The 16,225-nt window shown below is 61.5% G+C and carries 14 protein-coding genes; all 14 read left to right on the forward strand.

Going from position 1 to position 16,225, the window contains the following annotated elements:
• Positions 1-5 precede the first annotated feature (5 nt).
• The 14 genes from HU715_RS13005 (at position 6) to nuoF (ending at position 16,179) form a co-directional block, all read left to right on the forward strand.
• Complete coding sequence (locus HU715_RS13005; RefSeq protein WP_186709772.1) at positions 6-2,231, forward strand: NADP-dependent isocitrate dehydrogenase; 2,226 nt, start codon at positions 6-8, stop codon at positions 2,229-2,231.
• Positions 2,232-2,345: 114 nt separating this feature from the next.
• Entirely contained in the window at positions 2,346-2,792 is a 447-nt protein-coding gene (locus HU715_RS13010) for an NUDIX hydrolase (protein WP_186709771.1), read from the forward strand.
• A 59-nt stretch (positions 2,793-2,851) separates the two neighbouring features.
• A complete protein-coding gene (mnmA, locus tag HU715_RS13015) occupies positions 2,852-3,976 on the forward strand; it encodes a tRNA 2-thiouridine(34) synthase MnmA (protein ID WP_186709770.1) in 1,125 nt (374 codons plus the stop codon).
• Positions 3,973-4,596 (forward strand): high frequency lysogenization protein HflD, encoded by a 624-nt coding sequence (hflD, locus tag HU715_RS13020; protein WP_053123192.1) that lies wholly within the window; start codon positions 3,973-3,975, stop codon positions 4,594-4,596. Before mnmA ends, hflD begins: the two co-directional genes overlap by 4 nt.
• A 270-nt stretch (positions 4,597-4,866) precedes the next feature.
• A complete protein-coding gene (purB, locus tag HU715_RS13025; protein WP_186709769.1) occupies positions 4,867-6,237 on the forward strand; it encodes an adenylosuccinate lyase in 1,371 nt (456 codons plus the stop codon).
• An 84-nt stretch (positions 6,238-6,321) separates the two neighbouring features.
• The gene (locus tag HU715_RS13030; RefSeq protein WP_122568505.1) at positions 6,322-7,488 is read left to right on the forward strand and encodes a ribosomal protein uL16 3-hydroxylase; all 1,167 of its coding nucleotides are present in this window, start codon (positions 6,322-6,324) and stop codon (positions 7,486-7,488) included.
• Positions 7,481-7,906 (forward strand): GNAT family N-acetyltransferase, encoded by a 426-nt coding sequence (locus tag HU715_RS13035; RefSeq protein WP_186709768.1) that lies wholly within the window; start codon positions 7,481-7,483, stop codon positions 7,904-7,906. The genes HU715_RS13030 and HU715_RS13035 overlap by 8 nt, the downstream gene beginning before the upstream one ends.
• Before the next feature lie 255 nt (positions 7,907-8,161).
• Positions 8,162-8,923 carry a secretin N-terminal domain-containing protein gene (locus HU715_RS13040; protein WP_186709767.1) on the forward strand — a complete coding sequence of 254 codons (762 nt, stop codon included), beginning with the start codon at positions 8,162-8,164 and terminating at the stop codon, positions 8,921-8,923.
• A 457-nt stretch (positions 8,924-9,380) separates the two neighbouring features.
• A complete protein-coding gene (gene aceA / locus HU715_RS13045) occupies positions 9,381-10,706 on the forward strand; it encodes an isocitrate lyase (protein WP_014337679.1) in 1,326 nt (441 codons plus the stop codon).
• A 662-nt stretch (positions 10,707-11,368) separates the two neighbouring features.
• On the forward strand, positions 11,369-11,782 hold the full coding sequence (locus HU715_RS13050; RefSeq protein WP_003203367.1) for an NADH-quinone oxidoreductase subunit A: 414 nt from the start codon (positions 11,369-11,371) through the stop codon (positions 11,780-11,782).
• A 10-nt stretch (positions 11,783-11,792) separates the two neighbouring features.
• Positions 11,793-12,467, forward strand: a complete 675-nt coding sequence (locus HU715_RS13055; protein ID WP_030141322.1) for a NuoB/complex I 20 kDa subunit family protein — start codon at positions 11,793-11,795, stop codon at positions 12,465-12,467.
• 72 nt (positions 12,468-12,539) lie between these two features.
• A complete protein-coding gene (gene nuoC, locus HU715_RS13060) occupies positions 12,540-14,324 on the forward strand; it encodes an NADH-quinone oxidoreductase subunit C/D (protein WP_186709766.1) in 1,785 nt (594 codons plus the stop codon).
• A gap of 2 nt (positions 14,325-14,326) precedes the next feature.
• Positions 14,327-14,824, forward strand: coding sequence for an NADH-quinone oxidoreductase subunit NuoE (gene nuoE / locus HU715_RS13065; RefSeq protein WP_186709765.1), 498 nt, complete (start codon positions 14,327-14,329; stop codon positions 14,822-14,824).
• Entirely contained in the window at positions 14,821-16,179 is a 1,359-nt protein-coding gene (nuoF, locus tag HU715_RS13070; protein ID WP_053123209.1) for an NADH-quinone oxidoreductase subunit NuoF, read from the forward strand. Before nuoE ends, nuoF begins: the two co-directional genes overlap by 4 nt.
• Positions 16,180-16,225 lie beyond the last annotated feature (46 nt).

The following is a 16,225-nucleotide window of genomic DNA, read 5'->3' on the forward strand; positions in this document are numbered from 1 at the left end:
CGAATATGCCCACCCGCTCGAAGATCATCTATACCTTCACCGACGAAGCGCCTGCCCTCGCCACCTATTCGCTGCTGCCGATCGTCGAAGCCTTTACCGCTTCGGCCGATATCGCCGTGGAAACCCGCGATATCTCCCTCGCAGGGCGCATCCTGGCCAGCTTCCCCGAGCAACTGGGTGACAAAGCCGTAGCCGACCACCTCGCCGAACTGGGCGACCTGGCCGTTACGCCCGAAGCGAACATCATCAAGCTGCCGAACATCAGCGCCTCGGTGCCGCAACTGCAGGCCGCGATCAAGGAATTGCAGGCCCAGGGCTACGCACTGCCGGACTACCCGGAAACCGTGACCACTGATGCCGAGAAAGACGCGCGCGCCCGTTACGACAAGGTCAAGGGCAGCGCCGTGAACCCGGTCCTGCGCGAAGGCAACTCCGACCGTCGCGCGCCGCTGTCGGTCAAGAACTACGCCCGCAAGCACCCGCACAAGATGGGCGCCTGGGCCGCGGACTCCAAGTCCCACGTAGCCCACATGAGCACCGGCGATTTCTACGGCAGCGAAAAAGCCGCCCTGATCGACACCGCCGGCAGCGTGAAAATCGAGCTGATCGCCCAGGACGGCACTGCCACTGTCCTGAAGGAAAAGACCACCGTACAAGCCGGTGAGATCCTCGATTGCGCCGTGATGAGCAAAAACGCCCTGCGCGAGTTCATCGCCGCCGAAATCGAAGACGCCAAGCAAAAAGGCGTGCTGCTGTCGGTCCACCTCAAGGCCACCATGATGAAGGTCTCCGACCCGATCATGTTCGGCCAGATCGTGGCCGAGTTCTATAAAGACGCCCTGGCCAAGCACGCGCAAGTGCTGGAGCAGATCGGCTTCAACCTGAACAACGGCATCGGCGACCTGTACGCCCGCATCAAGGCCCTGCCGGCCGAACAGCAGGCGCAGATCGAAGCCGACATCCAGGCGGTCTACGCGGCACGCCCATCCCTGGCGATGGTCAACTCCGACAAAGGCATCACCAACCTGCACGTGCCGAGCGACGTCATCGTCGACGCCTCGATGCCGGCCATGATCCGTGACTCCGGCAAGATGTGGGGCACCGACGGCCAGCTGCACGACACCAAGGCCGTGATCCCGGATCGCTGCTACGCCACCATCTACCAGGCGGTGATCGAAGACTGCAAGCAACACGGCGCCTTCGACCCAACCACCATGGGCAGCGTGCCGAACGTCGGCCTGATGGCCAAGAAAGCCGAAGAGTACGGTTCCCACGACAAGACCTTCCAGATCAAGGTCGCCGGTGTGGTACGTGTTTCGGACAACAGCGGTCAGACCCTGCTGGAGCAGAACGTCGAGGCTGGCGATATCTTCCGCATGTGCCAGACCAAGGACGCGCCGATCCAGGATTGGGTCAAGCTGGCCGTCAACCGTGCCCGCGCCAGCAGCACCCCGGCGATCTTCTGGCTGGACCCGATGCGCGCCCACGATGGCGTGGTCATCGAGAAGGTCCAGGCCTACCTGAAGGGCCACGACACCAGCGGCCTGGACATCCGCATCATGTCGCCTGTCGACGCGATGAAGTTCACCCTGGGCCGCACCCGCGAAGGCAAGGACACCATTTCGGTGACCGGCAACGTGCTGCGTGACTACCTGACCGACCTGTTCCCGATCATGGAACTGGGCACCAGCGCCAAGATGCTGTCCATCGTGCCGCTGATGAACGGCGGTGGCCTGTTCGAAACCGGCGCCGGCGGTTCGGCACCCAAGCACGTTCAGCAGTTGCTGGAAGAGAACTTCCTGCGCTGGGATTCCCTGGGCGAGTTCCTGGCCCTGGCCGCGTCCCTGGAACACCTGGGCGTGACCTATAACAACCCGAAAGCCCTGGTGCTGGCCAAGACCCTCGACCAGGCTACCGGCGAGTTCCTGGACCGCAACAAGTCGCCTTCGCGCAAGGTCGGCGGCATCGACAACCGCGGCAGCCACTTCTACCTGACCCTGTTCTGGGCCCAGGCACTGGCCGCCCAGGATGACGACGCAGCCCTCAAGGCCCAGTTCACCACCCTGGCCAAGACATTGACCGACAACGAAGAAAAAATCGTTGCCGAACTCAATGCTGTGCAAGGCAAGCCCGTGGACATCGGCGGTTACTACTTCGCCAACCCGGAACTGACCAGCAAGGCCATGCGCCCGAGCAACACCTTCAACGCGGCGATTGCTGCGCTGGTGTAAGGTTGTAAGGAAGCACCACGAACCCCGGCCTTGTGCCGGGGTTTGTGTTTCTGCCGTCCCTGATAACAATCCCCTGTGAGATCGGCATTCCAATCTGAAAATAGAGGAACCATCATGAACTGGCACCCCCACATCACCGTCGCCACCATCGTCGAAGACCACGGCCGCTTCCTGATGGTGGAAGAATCCAAAGGCGGCCGCGCGGTACTCAACCAGCCCGCCGGCCACCTGGACCCCAACGAAACCCTGATCGAAGCCGCCGTGCGCGAAACCCTCGAAGAAACCGGCTGGGACGTCGAGCCCACCAGCGTCACCGGCATCTACCTCTACACCGCCCCTAGCAACGGTGTCACTTACCAACGGGTCTGCTTCGCCGCCAAGGCCCTGAAACACCATCCCGAATACCAACTGGACGACGGCATCCTCGGCGCCAGATGGCTGACCCGCGACGAACTGCTCGAACAGCGCGAACACTGGCGCAGCGAGCTGATCATCCGCTGCATCGACGATTATCTGGCCGGCCATCGCCATAGCCTGGAGCTTATCCGTCCTTCTCTTTAGCCTTGCGCGCCCGGGCCTGATAGAATCGCGTCCTTTTTCAAGACACTCATTGAATTCCTATGCGTGATCCAGCCTCTTCGAACACTCCCAAGCAACGCGTCATTGTCGGCATGTCCGGCGGCGTGGACTCTTCCGTTTCCGCCCTTCTGCTGATCGAGCAGGGTTACGAGGTGGAAGGCCTGTTCATGAAGAACTGGGAAGAAGACGACGGAACCGAATACTGCACCGCCATGGACGACCTGGCGGACGCCCAGGCCGTGTGCGACAAGATTGGCATCAAGCTGCACACCGCCAACTTCGCCGCCGAATACTGGGACAACGTGTTCGAGCATTTCCTGGCCGAATACAAGGCCGGCCGCACGCCGAACCCGGACATCCTCTGCAACCGCGAAATCAAGTTCAAGGCGTTCCTCGACTACGCCATGATGCTCGGCGCCGACCTGATCGCCACCGGCCACTACGTACGTCGCCGCGACATCGACGGCCGCACCGAACTGCTCAAGGGCCTGGACCCGAACAAGGACCAGAGCTACTTCCTGCATGCCGTCGGCGGCGAGCAGATCGCCAAGACCCTGTTCCCGGTTGGCGAACTGGAAAAGCCCGAAGTACGGGCAATTGCGGAGAAACATGACCTGGCCACAGCCAAGAAGAAAGATTCCACTGGGATCTGCTTCATTGGCGAGCGTCGTTTCAGCGATTTCCTCAAGCAATACCTGCCGGCCCAGCCGGGCGAGATCAAGACCACCGAAGGCGAGGTCATCGGCCGTCACCATGGCCTGATGTACCACACCATCGGCCAGCGCCAAGGCCTGGGCATCGGCGGACTGAAAGACGCCGGCGAAGAGCCATGGTACGTGCTGGTCAAGGACCTGGAGCACAACGAGCTGATCGTCGGCCAGGGCAACGACCATCCCTGGCTGTTTTCCCGCGCCCTGCTCGCCTCCGACATCTATTGGGTCAACCCGATCGACCTCAGCGAACCTCGCCGCCTGACGGCCAAGGTTCGCTATCGCCAGAGCGACCAGCCCTGCACCCTGGAAAAAACCGCCACGGGCTACCGCGCCACCTTCGATGACCCGCAGCGGGCGGTCACCCCCGGCCAGTCCGTGGTGTTCTACGACGGCGACGTCTGCCTGGGCGGCGGCGTGATCGAAGTCGCGCAACCCTGGAGCAGCCAGGCATGACCCCTATCCAGGAACAACTGACGGCATTGGGCGGTGTGTTTCTCGCCGCCGTGCTGGTGGACCGGATCGCCAAGACCGGCCAGGCCTCCGAAGCAGGCGTGGCCTGCATGCTCGGCAGCCTGCTGGTTCGCGACCCCAAGGACACCCTGGAGGTCTACGGCGGCGACGACTTGAACCTGCGTGAAGGTTACCGTGCACTGATTGGCGCCCTGGAGCGCGACCCCAGCGCCCTGCAACGCGAACCGCTGCGCTATGCCCTGTCGATGCTGGGCCTCGAGCGCCAGTTGGCCAAGCGCGACGACCTACTGGAGACCATCGGCAAACGCTTGCCGCAGATCCAGTCCCAGGTCGAGCACTTCGGCCCGGCTCACGAAAACGTCGTCGCGGCCTGCGGCTCGCTGTACCAGGACACCTTGAGCACTTTGCGCCAACGCATCCAGGTGCATGGCGACATGCGCAACCTGCAACAGCCGAGCAATGCCTCGAAGATCCGCGCCCTGCTCCTGGCCGGGATCCGCTCGGCACGGCTGTGGCGGCAGTTGGGTGGCCATCGCTGGCAACTGGTGATCAGCCGACGCAAATTGTTGAAAGAGCTTTACCCGTTGATGCGCAACGAATAAGTCGCCTCAACTTGCTTTTTTTGTGGCGAGGGGATTTATCCCCGCTGGGCTGCGCAGCAGCCCTAAAAGCAGCGAACTCAATGTTCCGGCGCACCGAGTTGCCTGGTTTGGGGCCGCTTCGCAGCCCAACGGGGATAAATCCCCTCGCCACGGGTGATAAACAGTTTTGCTTGTTACGCGTAACACGCCGGTCAGTTGGCGACGGACCGGCGCTGGTTTTCATGTATGATACGCGCCCCATTTCGTTGCCCGACTGTCCGAGAACACCCCATGCAGCTCTCTTCGCTCACTGCGGTTTCCCCTGTTGACGGCCGCTACGCCGGCAAAACCCAGGCCCTGCGCCCGATTTTCAGCGAGTACGGCCTGATCCGTGCCCGCGTCCTGGTTGAAGTGCGCTGGCTCCAGCGCCTGGCCGCTCACCCTGCCATCCCTGAAGTCCCGGCGTTCTCCGCCGAAGCCAACGCGGTGCTCAACACCCTGGCGGAAAACTTTGTGCTGGAGCACGCCGAGCGCGTCAAAGAGATCGAGCGCACCACCAACCACGACGTCAAGGCCATCGAATACCTGCTCAAGGAGCAGGCGGCCAAGCTGCCGGAACTGGCTAACGTCAGCGAGTTCATCCACTTCGCCTGCACCAGCGAGGACATCAACAACCTGTCCCACGCCCTGATGCTGCGTGAAGGCCGTGATGAGGTGATGCTGCCGCTGATGCGCCAGACCGCCCAGGCCATCCGCGAGCTGGCGATCCGCTTCGCCGACGTGCCGATGCTGTCGCGCACCCACGGTCAACCGGCTTCGCCGACCACCCTGGGCAAGGAACTGGCGAACGTCGTCTACCGCCTGGAGCGCCAGATCGCCCAAGTGGCCGCCGTGCCGCTGCTGGGCAAGATCAACGGCGCCGTGGGCAACTACAACGCCCACCTGTCGGCCTACCCGGACATCGACTGGGAAGCCAACGCCCGCGCCTTCATCGAAGACGAACTGGGCCTGAGCTTCAACCCGTACACCACCCAGATCGAACCGCACGACTACATCGCCGAGCTGTTCGATGCGATCGCACGCTTCAACACCATCCTGATCGACTTCGACCGTGACATCTGGGGCTACATCTCCCTGGGTTACTTCAAGCAGCGCACCATCGCTGGCGAAATCGGCTCCTCGACCATGCCGCACAAGGTCAACCCGATCGACTTCGAAAACTCCGAAGGCAACCTGGGCATCGCCAACGCACTGTTCCAGCACCTGGCGAGCAAACTGCCGATCTCCCGCTGGCAGCGCGACCTGACCGACTCCACCGTGCTGCGCAACCTGGGCGTGGGCTTTGCCCATAGCGTCATTGCCTATGAAGCCAGCCTCAAGGGCATCAGCAAGCTGGAACTGAACGAGCAGAAGATCGCCGCCGACCTGGACGCTTGCTGGGAAGTCCTGGCCGAGCCGATCCAGACCGTGATGCGTCGCTACAACATCGAAAACCCGTATGAAAAGCTGAAAGAACTGACCCGTGGCAAGGGCATCAGCCCTGAAGCGCTGCAGACTTTCATCGATGGCCTGGACATGCCTGTCGAAGCCAAGGCCGAGCTGAAGAAGCTCACGCCAGCCAGCTACATCGGCAACGCGGCGGCACAAGCCAAGCGCATCTGATCCATCGCTTTACCTTTGAGACGCCCGGCCGCGCCGGGCGTTTTTATTCGCGTCTGAAAAGTATATTTTTTCAATAGGTTACACATGAATCCTGATATTCCTCTGCAACTCCTGGGCGGCATCACGGCACGGGAGTTCCTGCGCGACTACTGGCAGAAAAAACCCCTGCTGATCCGTCAGGCGATTCCTGACTTCCAAAGCCCGATCGATGCCGACGAATTGGCCGGCCTGGCCCTGGAAGAAGAAGTCGAATCGCGCCTGGTGATCGAGCACGGCGAGCGCCCCTGGGAGTTGCGTCGCGGCCCGTTCGCCGAAGACGAATTCAGCAAGCTGCCGGAGCGCGAGTGGACCCTGCTGGTGCAGGCGGTGGATCAGTTCGTACCGGAAGTCAGCGAACTGCTGGAGAACTTCCGCTTCCTGCCGAGCTGGCGCATCGACGACGTGATGATCAGCTTTGCCGCCCCGGGTGGCAGCGTGGGTCCGCATTTCGATAACTATGACGTGTTCCTGCTGCAAGGCCATGGCCAGCGCAACTGGAAAATCGGCCAGATGTGCGACTCCGAAAGCCCACTGCTGCAACACGCCGACCTGCGCATCCTCGCCGACTTCGAAGCCACTGACGAGTGGGTCCTGGAACCCGGCGACATGCTCTACCTGCCGCCGCGCCTGGCCCACTGCGGCGTGGCCGTGGACGACTGCATGACCTACTCGGTGGGTTTCCGTGCGCCGAGCGCCGCTGAAGTGCTGACCCACTTCACCGACTTCTTGAGCCAGTTCCTGCCGGACGAAGAGCGCTACACCGACGCCGACGCGCGTCCGGTGGCCGACCCGCACCAGATCCAGCACGACGCCCTCGATCGCCTCAAGGGCCTGCTGGCCGAGCACATGAGCGACGAGCGCCTGCTGCTGACCTGGTTCGGCCAGTTCATGACCGAGCCACGCTACCCGGAGCTGGTGGTGGGCCCGGAACTGGAAGAAGACGACCTGCTGGCCAGCCTGGAACAAGGCGCCGTGATCATCCGCAACCCGAGCGCACGCCTGGCCTGGTCGGAAGTCGACGATGACCTGCTGCTGTTCGCCAGCGGCCAGAGCCGCTACCTGCCGGGCAAGCTGCGTGAATTGCTGAAAATGATCTGCGCCGCCGACGCCCTGCACATCGAAAACCTCGGCCCATGGTTGGCCGACGAAGACGGTCGCGGCCTGGTCTGCGAGCTGGTCAAGCAAGGCAGCCTGGGGTTTGCCGATGAATAAAATTCACGTTCGTGTCGCAGACTGGCAAAAGGATAACGCCGAGATCCGGCGCATTCGTGAGACCGTGTTCATTGCCGAACAATCCGTACCACCCGAACTGGAATGGGATTCGGATGATCAGGACGCCGTACATTTCCTAGCCTTCGAAGGCGACTTCCCCATCGGCACCGCGCGCCTGCTGACCGATGGCCATATCGGCCGGGTCTCGGTCCTCAAGGACTGGCGAGGCCTGAAGGTGGGCGATGCGCTGATGCACGCCGTGATCGCCGAAGCCGAGAAGCGTGGGCTCCAGCAACAGATGCTCAGCGCCCAGGTGCACGCCACGCCGTTCTATGAGCGGCTGGGGTTTGCGGTGGTCAGCGAGGAGTTCCTGGAGGCCGGCATTCCTCATGTGGACATGGTGCGGCGCTCGGCCTGACACTGCCAGAAGCAGCAACACACTACCCTGTGGCGAGGGAGCTTGCTCCCGCTGGGCTGCGCAGCGGCCCTCTTTTTTTGGGGTCGCTGCGCGACCCAGCGGGAGCAAGCTCCCTCGCCACAAAAGCATCATGCAACGCCCAAAACGCCCCGCCATCCACCGATGCCGGGGCGTTTTGCCGTCTACCATTCAACTTGCCCCACCCGAGGCCGACAAACTGGCAATATCAGGCCTTTGTCTCACGGAGAAATGGACATGCTTCTACGTACCCTGCTGACCCTCCTGCTGCTGGGTGGCAGCCTGTCAGCCATGGCCGACACGCAAATCGTGCCACTGAACTACCGCACCAGCGCCGACCTGTTGCCGGTGGCACAGAATTTCATCGGCAAGGACGGCCAGGTCAGTGCCTACGGCAACCAACTGATCGTCAATGCCGAGCCCGGCAAGATCGAAGAACTCCGGCAATTCCTCGCCCAACTGGACACCGCGCCCAAGCGCCTGCTGATCACCGTCGATACCAACGAAAACAACCTGCAGGGCGACCAGGGTTATTCCATCAACGGCGCCGCGCCCAGCCAGACCCGCATCATCAACCGCAGCACCGCCAGCCGTGACGGCGGCGTGCAGCAGGTGCAGGCCAGCGAAGGCCAGCCGGCGCTGATTCAGGTCGGCCAGAGCGTACCGTTCACCAGCAGCCAGACCGACAACTATGGTCGCCTGCAAAGCCAGACCGAATACCGTAACGTCACCCAGGGTTTCTATGTCACCGCCAGCGTCACCGGCGAAACCGTTCACCTGAGCATCAGTACCAACCGTGACCGCATGAGCCAGGAACGTCCCGATGTAGTGAACGTTCAGAGTACCGACACAACGGTCAGCGGACGCCTGGGCGAATGGATCACCCTGGCCGGGGTGAATCGCCAGACTCAGGCCGATAAACAGGGCCTGACCCGCAGCTACTCGACCCAGGGACGCGACGACATGATTTTGCGGGTCAAGGTCGATACCCTGAACTGAAGCACCAAAAACTGACTGATGAGTCGTATTAGACCAAAGATGTAGTGCCATAAAAAAAGCACTACAAAACGTTTGACGAGGCAAAAAACCGAAGGCATGATGGCCTCGCTCCCGCTAATCAGGGGCCCTGGCAAGGGCCTTCGGGTCGACGCTTGCAACTACCCTGCGAGCCGATTCGTGTCTGTACCGCCCACAAGGTGTGTTTGACGAGGTTGCGACTGGAACGAAGTTGTCCCGAGGGACGGAAGCGTAACTAGGTAACCCGGCATCACTCTGAGTTCGTATGAAAGGCCCACGACGCCCGAATGCGCCCGCAGTTCGCCCCTACCTGCTCACTTTCCCCTTGAGCCCATCGTTCATCCCGTCGCCACCCCGCCTGAACCGACTTGTACGCCAGCCCCCTGGTCGGCAGGAGCCGGAATTTTCCACCAAGACCTATGCGACGAGGTTTATCTCCATGGCACTGACACGCGAACAGCAAATTGCAGCCCTTGAAAAAGACTGGGCTGAAAACCCGCGCTGGAAAGGCGTGAAGCGCAATTATTCCGCTGCTGACGTCGTCCGTCTGCGTGGCTCGGTTCAACCTGAGCACACCTTTGCGAAGATGGGCGCCGAGAAGCTCTGGAACCTGGTCACCCAGGGCGCCAAGCCAGCCTTCCGTCCCGAGAAAGATTTCGTCAACTGCATGGGCGCCCTGACCGGCGGCCAGGCTGTACAGCAAGTCAAGGCCGGCATCCAGGCGATCTACCTGTCGGGCTGGCAAGTGGCCGCGGACAACAACTCCGCCGAGTCGATGTACCCCGACCAGTCGCTGTACCCGGTGGACTCGGTTCCAACCGTGGTCAAGCGCATCAACAACTCGTTCCGTCGCGCCGACCAGATCCAGTGGAAAGCCGGCAAGAACCCCGGCGACGAAGGCTACATCGACTACTTCGCACCGATCGTGGCTGACGCCGAAGCCGGTTTCGGCGGTGTCCTGAACGCCTACGAGCTGATGAAGAGCATGATTGAGGCAGGCGCCGCTGGCGTTCACTTCGAAGACCAACTGGCTTCGGTGAAGAAATGCGGCCACATGGGCGGCAAGGTCCTGGTGCCGACCCAGGAAGCCGTGCAGAAGCTGACCGCTGCCCGCCTGGCCGCCGACGTTGCCGGTGTACCGACCATCATCCTGGCCCGTACCGACGCCAACGCCGCCGACCTGCTGACCTCGGACTGCGACCCGTACGACCAGCCGTTCGTCACCGGCACCCGTACCCAGGAAGGCTTCTACAAAGTGCGCGCCGGTCTCGACCAAGCCATCGCCCGCGGCCTGGCCTACGCGCCGTACGCCGACCTGATCTGGTGCGAAACCGCCAAGCCGGACCTGGACGAGGCTCGTCGCTTTGCCGAAGCGATCAAGAAGGAATACCCGGACCAACTGCTGTCGTACAACTGCTCGCCTTCCTTCAACTGGAAGAAAAACCTGGACGACGCGACCATCGCCAAGTTCCAGCGCGAACTGTCCGCCATGGGCTACAAGCACCAGTTCATCACCCTGGCCGGCATTCACAACATGTGGCACAGCATGTTCAACCTGGCGCACGACTACGCCCGCAACGACATGACCGCCTACGTGAAGCTGCAAGAGCAGGAGTTCGCTGACGCCGCCAAGGGCTACACCTTCGTGGCTCACCAGCAGGAAGTGGGCACCGGCTACTTCGACGACATGACCACCGTGATCCAGGGCGGCACTTCGTCGGTGACCGCACTGACCGGCTCCACCGAAGAAGAACAGTTCCACTGATCCATGAGCTAAACGGCCCTTGCGGACCGAATAAAAGCTAACCGCAAAGCCGACGATCTGACGCCCCGACTGGTTCGGGGCTTTTTTTTGCCTATGCTTTGGCAGCAATGTAGTCGCATGAAATGATTCCGTGGCGAGGGAGCTTGCTCCCGCTGGCTGCGCAGCAGCCTTTTTGTGAGCGCTTCGCGCTCAAGCGGGAGCAAGCTCCCTCGCCACAAGATTCAGACAAGCCTTAAGGAAGCGTTCCTACAGGAAAGACAAAAAAATTGATCGAACGCAGTATCAGGCAGTCTGAAAAAGAGTAAAACGGCCGGCGCTGACAACTGCAGTTAACGAGCATGTAAGAAAAGTTCTCAGCCACTGCGGCGCAGCATTGATCAAAAGCCACGCCAAACAATAATAATTATCATTTAGCTGAGGCTTTCCTTGTTACAACCTGCACGAAATATAATTGTTGAATAACGGGTCAATGCCCGCCCCGCCGGGGCTGCGGGGTCATGGAAGCGCGCTATGTCCTTATTCCAATAAATAATTTCGCTATAGGAATTTTACTTGCCCGGTGTTTAGCCATAAAATCACCGCGATTGATTGCTGCGACATATCGTCACTGCGTTATTTCATTCAAGCTCAGAGACCTTTGCTCTCTGTTAAGGATTTCCAGCATGTCCGAAGCGACAGGACTCATGGCCCACAACTGGGGCTTTGCCATTTTCCTTCTGGGCGTTGTTGGCCTGTGTGCTTTCATGCTCGGCGTGTCGAGCCTGCTTGGGTCAAAAGCCTGGGGCCGCAGCAAAAATGAACCGTTCGAGTCCGGCATGCTACCTACCGGTGGCGCCCGCTTGCGGCTCTCAGCCAAATTCTATCTGGTCGCGATGCTGTTCGTGATCTTCGATATCGAAGCCCTCTTTCTCTTTGCATGGTCTGTGTCCGTCCGCGAAAGCGGCTGGACCGGATTCGTCGAAGCTCTCGTTTTCATAGCAATTCTGTTGGCAGGTCTTGTCTACCTTTACCGGGTGGGGGCACTTGATTGGGCTCCGGAAGCTCGGCGCAAGCGGCAAGCGAAGCTGAAACAATGAGGCTTTGGCAATGCAATACAATCTCACCAGGATCGACCCCGATGCTCCTAACGAGCAGTATCCGATTGGCAAGCGGGAAACCGTCGCCGATCCGTTAGAAGATCAAGTCCACAAGAACATCTTCATGGGCAAGCTCGAAGACGTGCTGAACAGCACGGTCAACTGGGGTCGCAAGAACTCCCTATGGCCGTACAACTTCGGCCTTTCGTGCTGCTACGTGGAAATGACCACCGCCTTCACGGCGCCCCACGACATCGCGCGCTTTGGCGCCGAGGTGATCCGGGCATCGCCGCGCCAGGCGGATTTCATGGTTATCGCCGGTACCTGCTTCATCAAGATGGCGCCGATCATCCAGCGTCTCTACGAGCAAATGCTCGAACCCAAGTGGGTCATCTCCATGGGTTCGTGCGCCAACTCCGGTGGCATGTACGACATCTATTCCGTCGTTCAAGGCGTGGACAAATTCCTGCCCGTGGACGTCTACGTGCCTGGCTGCCCACCTCGCCCTGAAGCGTTCCTGCAAGGCTTGATGCTGTTGCAGGAGTCGATTGGCCAGGAGCGTCGCCCACTGTCCTGGGTCGTTGGCGATCAAGGCGTCTATCGCGCCGAGATGCCGTCGCAAAAGGAACAGCGCCGCGAACAGCGTATCGCAGTCACCAACCTGCGCAGCCCCGACGAAGTCTGATCCAGCTCTGCTCTGTACAAGAAACGAGATCCTGGCTTCATTCTTTACGTTGACCGAAAGCGATAAATAACCATGACTACAGGCAGTGCTCTGTACATCCCGCCTTACAAGGCAGACGACCAGGATGTGGTCGTCGAACTGAACAACCGTTTTGGCCCCGAGGCGTTCACCGCCCAGCCGACCCGCACCGGCATGCCGGTGCTTTGGGTTGCTCGTGCCAAGCTCGTCGAAGTCCTGACCTTCCTGCGCAACCTGCCCAAGCCGTACGTCATGCTCTATGACCTGCACGGCGTGGACGAACGCCTGCGCACCAAGCGTCAAGGGCTGCCCGACGGCGTCGACTTCACCGTGTTCTATCACTTGATGTCGATCGAGCGTAATAGTGACGTAATGATCAAGGTCGCCTTGTCCGAGGGCGACCTCAGCGTGCCGACCGTGACCGGCATCTGGCCGAACGCCAACTGGTACGAGCGTGAAGTGTGGGACATGTACGGGATCGATTTCCCCGGTCACCCGCACCTGACCCGCATCATGATGCCGCCGACCTGGGAAGGTCACCCGCTGCGCAAGGACTTCCCGGCCCGTGCCACCGAGTTCGACCCGTTCAGCCTGTCCCTGGCCAAGCAACAGCTCGAGGAAGAAGCCGCGCGCTTCAAGCCTGAAGACTGGGGCATGAAGCGTTCGGGCGCCAACGAGGACTACATGTTCCTCAACCTGGGCCCGAACCACCCTTCGGCCCACGGTGCCTTCCGCATCATCCTGCAGCTGGACGGCGAAGAGATCGTCGACTGCGTGCCTGACATCGGCTACCACCACCGTGGCGCCGAGAAAATGGCCGAGCGCCAGTCCTGGCACAGCTTCATCCCGTACACCGACCGTATCGACTACCTCGGCGGCGTGATGAACAACCTGCCGTACGTGCTGTCGGTGGAGAAACTCGCCGGGATTAAGGTCCCGGAGAAGGTCGATGTCATCCGCATCATGATGGCCGAGTTCTTCCGCATCACCAGCCACCTGCTGTTCCTGGGCACCTATATCCAGGACGTCGGCGCGATGACCCCGGTGTTCTTCACCTTCACCGACCGCCAGCGCGCGTACACGGTGATCGAAGCCATCACCGGTTTCCGCCTGCACCCGGCCTGGTACCGCATCGGTGGCGTGGCCCACGACCTGCCCCGCGGCTGGGAGAAACTGGTCAAGGACTTCGTCGAGTGGATGCCCAAGCGCCTGGACGAATACACCAAGGCAGCCCTGCAGAACAGCATCCTCAAGGGTCGTACCATCGGCGTCGCCGCCTACAACACCAAGGAGGCCCTGGAATGGGGCGTCACCGGTGCTGGCCTGCGTTCCACCGGTTGCGACTTCGACCTGCGCAAGGCGCGTCCGTATTCCGGCTACGAGAACTTCGAGTTCGAAGTTCCGCTGGCGGCCAACGGTGACGCCTACGACCGCTGCATGGTCCGCGTCGAGGAAATGCGCCAGAGCATCAAGATCATCGACCAGTGCCTGCGCAACATGCCGGAAGGCCCGTACAAGGCGGATCACCCGCTGACCACGCCGCCGCCCAAGGAGCGCACGCTGCAGCACATCGAGACCCTGATCACGCACTTCCTGCAGGTTTCGTGGGGCCCGGTCATGCCGGCCAACGAATCCTTCCAGATGATCGAAGCGACCAAGGGCATCAACAGTTATTACCTGACGAGCGATGGCGGCACCATGAGCTACCGCACCCGGATTCGTACCCCAAGCTACCCGCACCTGCAGCAGATCCCTTCGGTGATCAAAGGCAGCATGGTCGCGGACTTGATCGCGTACCTGGGTAGTATCGATTTCGTTATGGCCGACGTGGACCGCTAAGCATGAACAGCACGCTTATCCAGACTGACCGTTTCGCCCTGAGCGAAACCGAGCGCTCGGCCATCGAGCACGAGCTGCATCACTACGAAGACCCGCGCGCGGCGTCGATCGAAGCCCTGAAAATCGTCCAGAAGGAACGTGGCTGGGTGCCTGATGGCGCGCTCTACGCCATCGGCGAGATCCTCGGCATCCCGGCCAGTGACGTCGAGGGCGTAGCCACCTTCTACAGCCAGATTTTCCGCCAGCCAGTCGGCCGTCACATCATTCGTGTCTGCGACAGCATGGTCTGCTACATCGGCGGCCACGAATCGGTGGTCGGCGAGATCCAGAGCAAACTGGGCATCGGCCTCGGCCAGACCACCGCCGACGGCCGCTTCACGCTGCTGCCGGTGTGCTGCCTGGGCAACTGCGACAAGGCACCGGCGTTGATGATCGACGACGACACCTTCGGTGACGTCAAGCCTGACGGCGTCGCCAAACTGCTGGAGGGCTACGTATGACCCTGACTTCCTTCGGGCCCGCCAACCGCATCCAGCGTTCGGCCGAAACCCATCCCCTGACCTGGCGTCTGCGTGACGACGGCGAAGCGGTGTGGCTGGACGAATACCAGGCCAAGAACGGCTACGCCGCCGCGCGCAAGGCGTTTGCCGACATGGCCGGCGACGACATCGTCCAGACCGTGAAAGACGCCGGCCTCAAGGGCCGTGGTGGCGCGGGCTTCCCCACCGGGGTGAAGTGGGGCCTGATGCCCAAGGACGAATCCATCAACATCCGCTACCTGCTGTGCAACGCGGATGAAATGGAACCCAACACATGGAAGGACCGCATGCTGATGGAGCAACTGCCCCATCTGCTGATCGAAGGCATGCTGATCAGCGCCCGTGCGCTGAAGACCTACCGTGGCTACATCTTCCTGCGCGGCGAGTACACCACCGCCGCCAAGCACCTGAACCGTGCCGTGGAAGAAGCCAAGGCCGCCGGCCTGTTGGGCAAGAACATCCTGGGCTCAGGCTTCGACTTCGAGTTGTTCGTCCACACCGGTGCCGGGCGCTACATCTGCGGTGAAGAAACCGCGCTGATCAACTCCCTGGAAGGCCGCCGCGCCAACCCACGCTCCAAGCCGCCCTTCCCTGCCGCCGTCGGCGTGTGGGGCAAGCCGACCTGCGTGAACAACGTCGAGACCCTGTGCAACGTGCCGGCGATCATCGCCGACGGCGTGGACTGGTACAAATCCCTGGCCCGCGACGGCAGCGAAGACATGGGCACCAAGCTCATGGGCTTCTCCGGCAAGGTCAAGAACCCTGGCCTGTGGGAATTGCCATTCGGCGTCACCGGTCGCGAGTTGTTCGAGGACTACGCCGGCGGCATGCGCGACGGCTACACGCTCAAGTGCTGGCAGCCTGGCGGCGCCGGTACCGGCTTCCTGTTGCCGGAACACCTGGACGCGCAAATGTACGCCGGCGGCATCGCCAAGGTCGGCACCCGCATGGGCACCGGCCTGGCCATGGCGGTGGACGACAGCGTCAACATGGTCTCGCTGCTGCGCAACATGGAGCAGTTCTTCGCGCGCGAATCCTGCGGTTTCTGCACCCCTTGCCGCGACGGCCTGCCCTGGAGCGTCAAGCTGCTGATGGCCATCGAGAACGGAGAAGGCCAGCCAGGCGACATCGAGACCCTGCTGGGTCTGGTGGGTTTCCTCGGCCCAGGCAAGACCTTCTGTGCTCACGCACCGGGTGCCGTGGAGCCGTTGGGCAGCGCGATCAAATACTTCCGCCCTGAATTCGAGGCCGGCATCGCGCCAACCCGCGCGGGCGACCTCAATCAGGTGGTCACGCCGACCATGGTCGGCGCGTAACGACGCTTAAGAAGGCGCAGGGTCCGTGCCCTGCGCCTTTCGTCCG

Source organism: Pseudomonas zanjanensis, from assembly GCF_014268745.2.
Classification (GTDB): Bacteria; Pseudomonadota; Gammaproteobacteria; order Pseudomonadales; family Pseudomonadaceae; genus Aquipseudomonas; species Aquipseudomonas zanjanensis.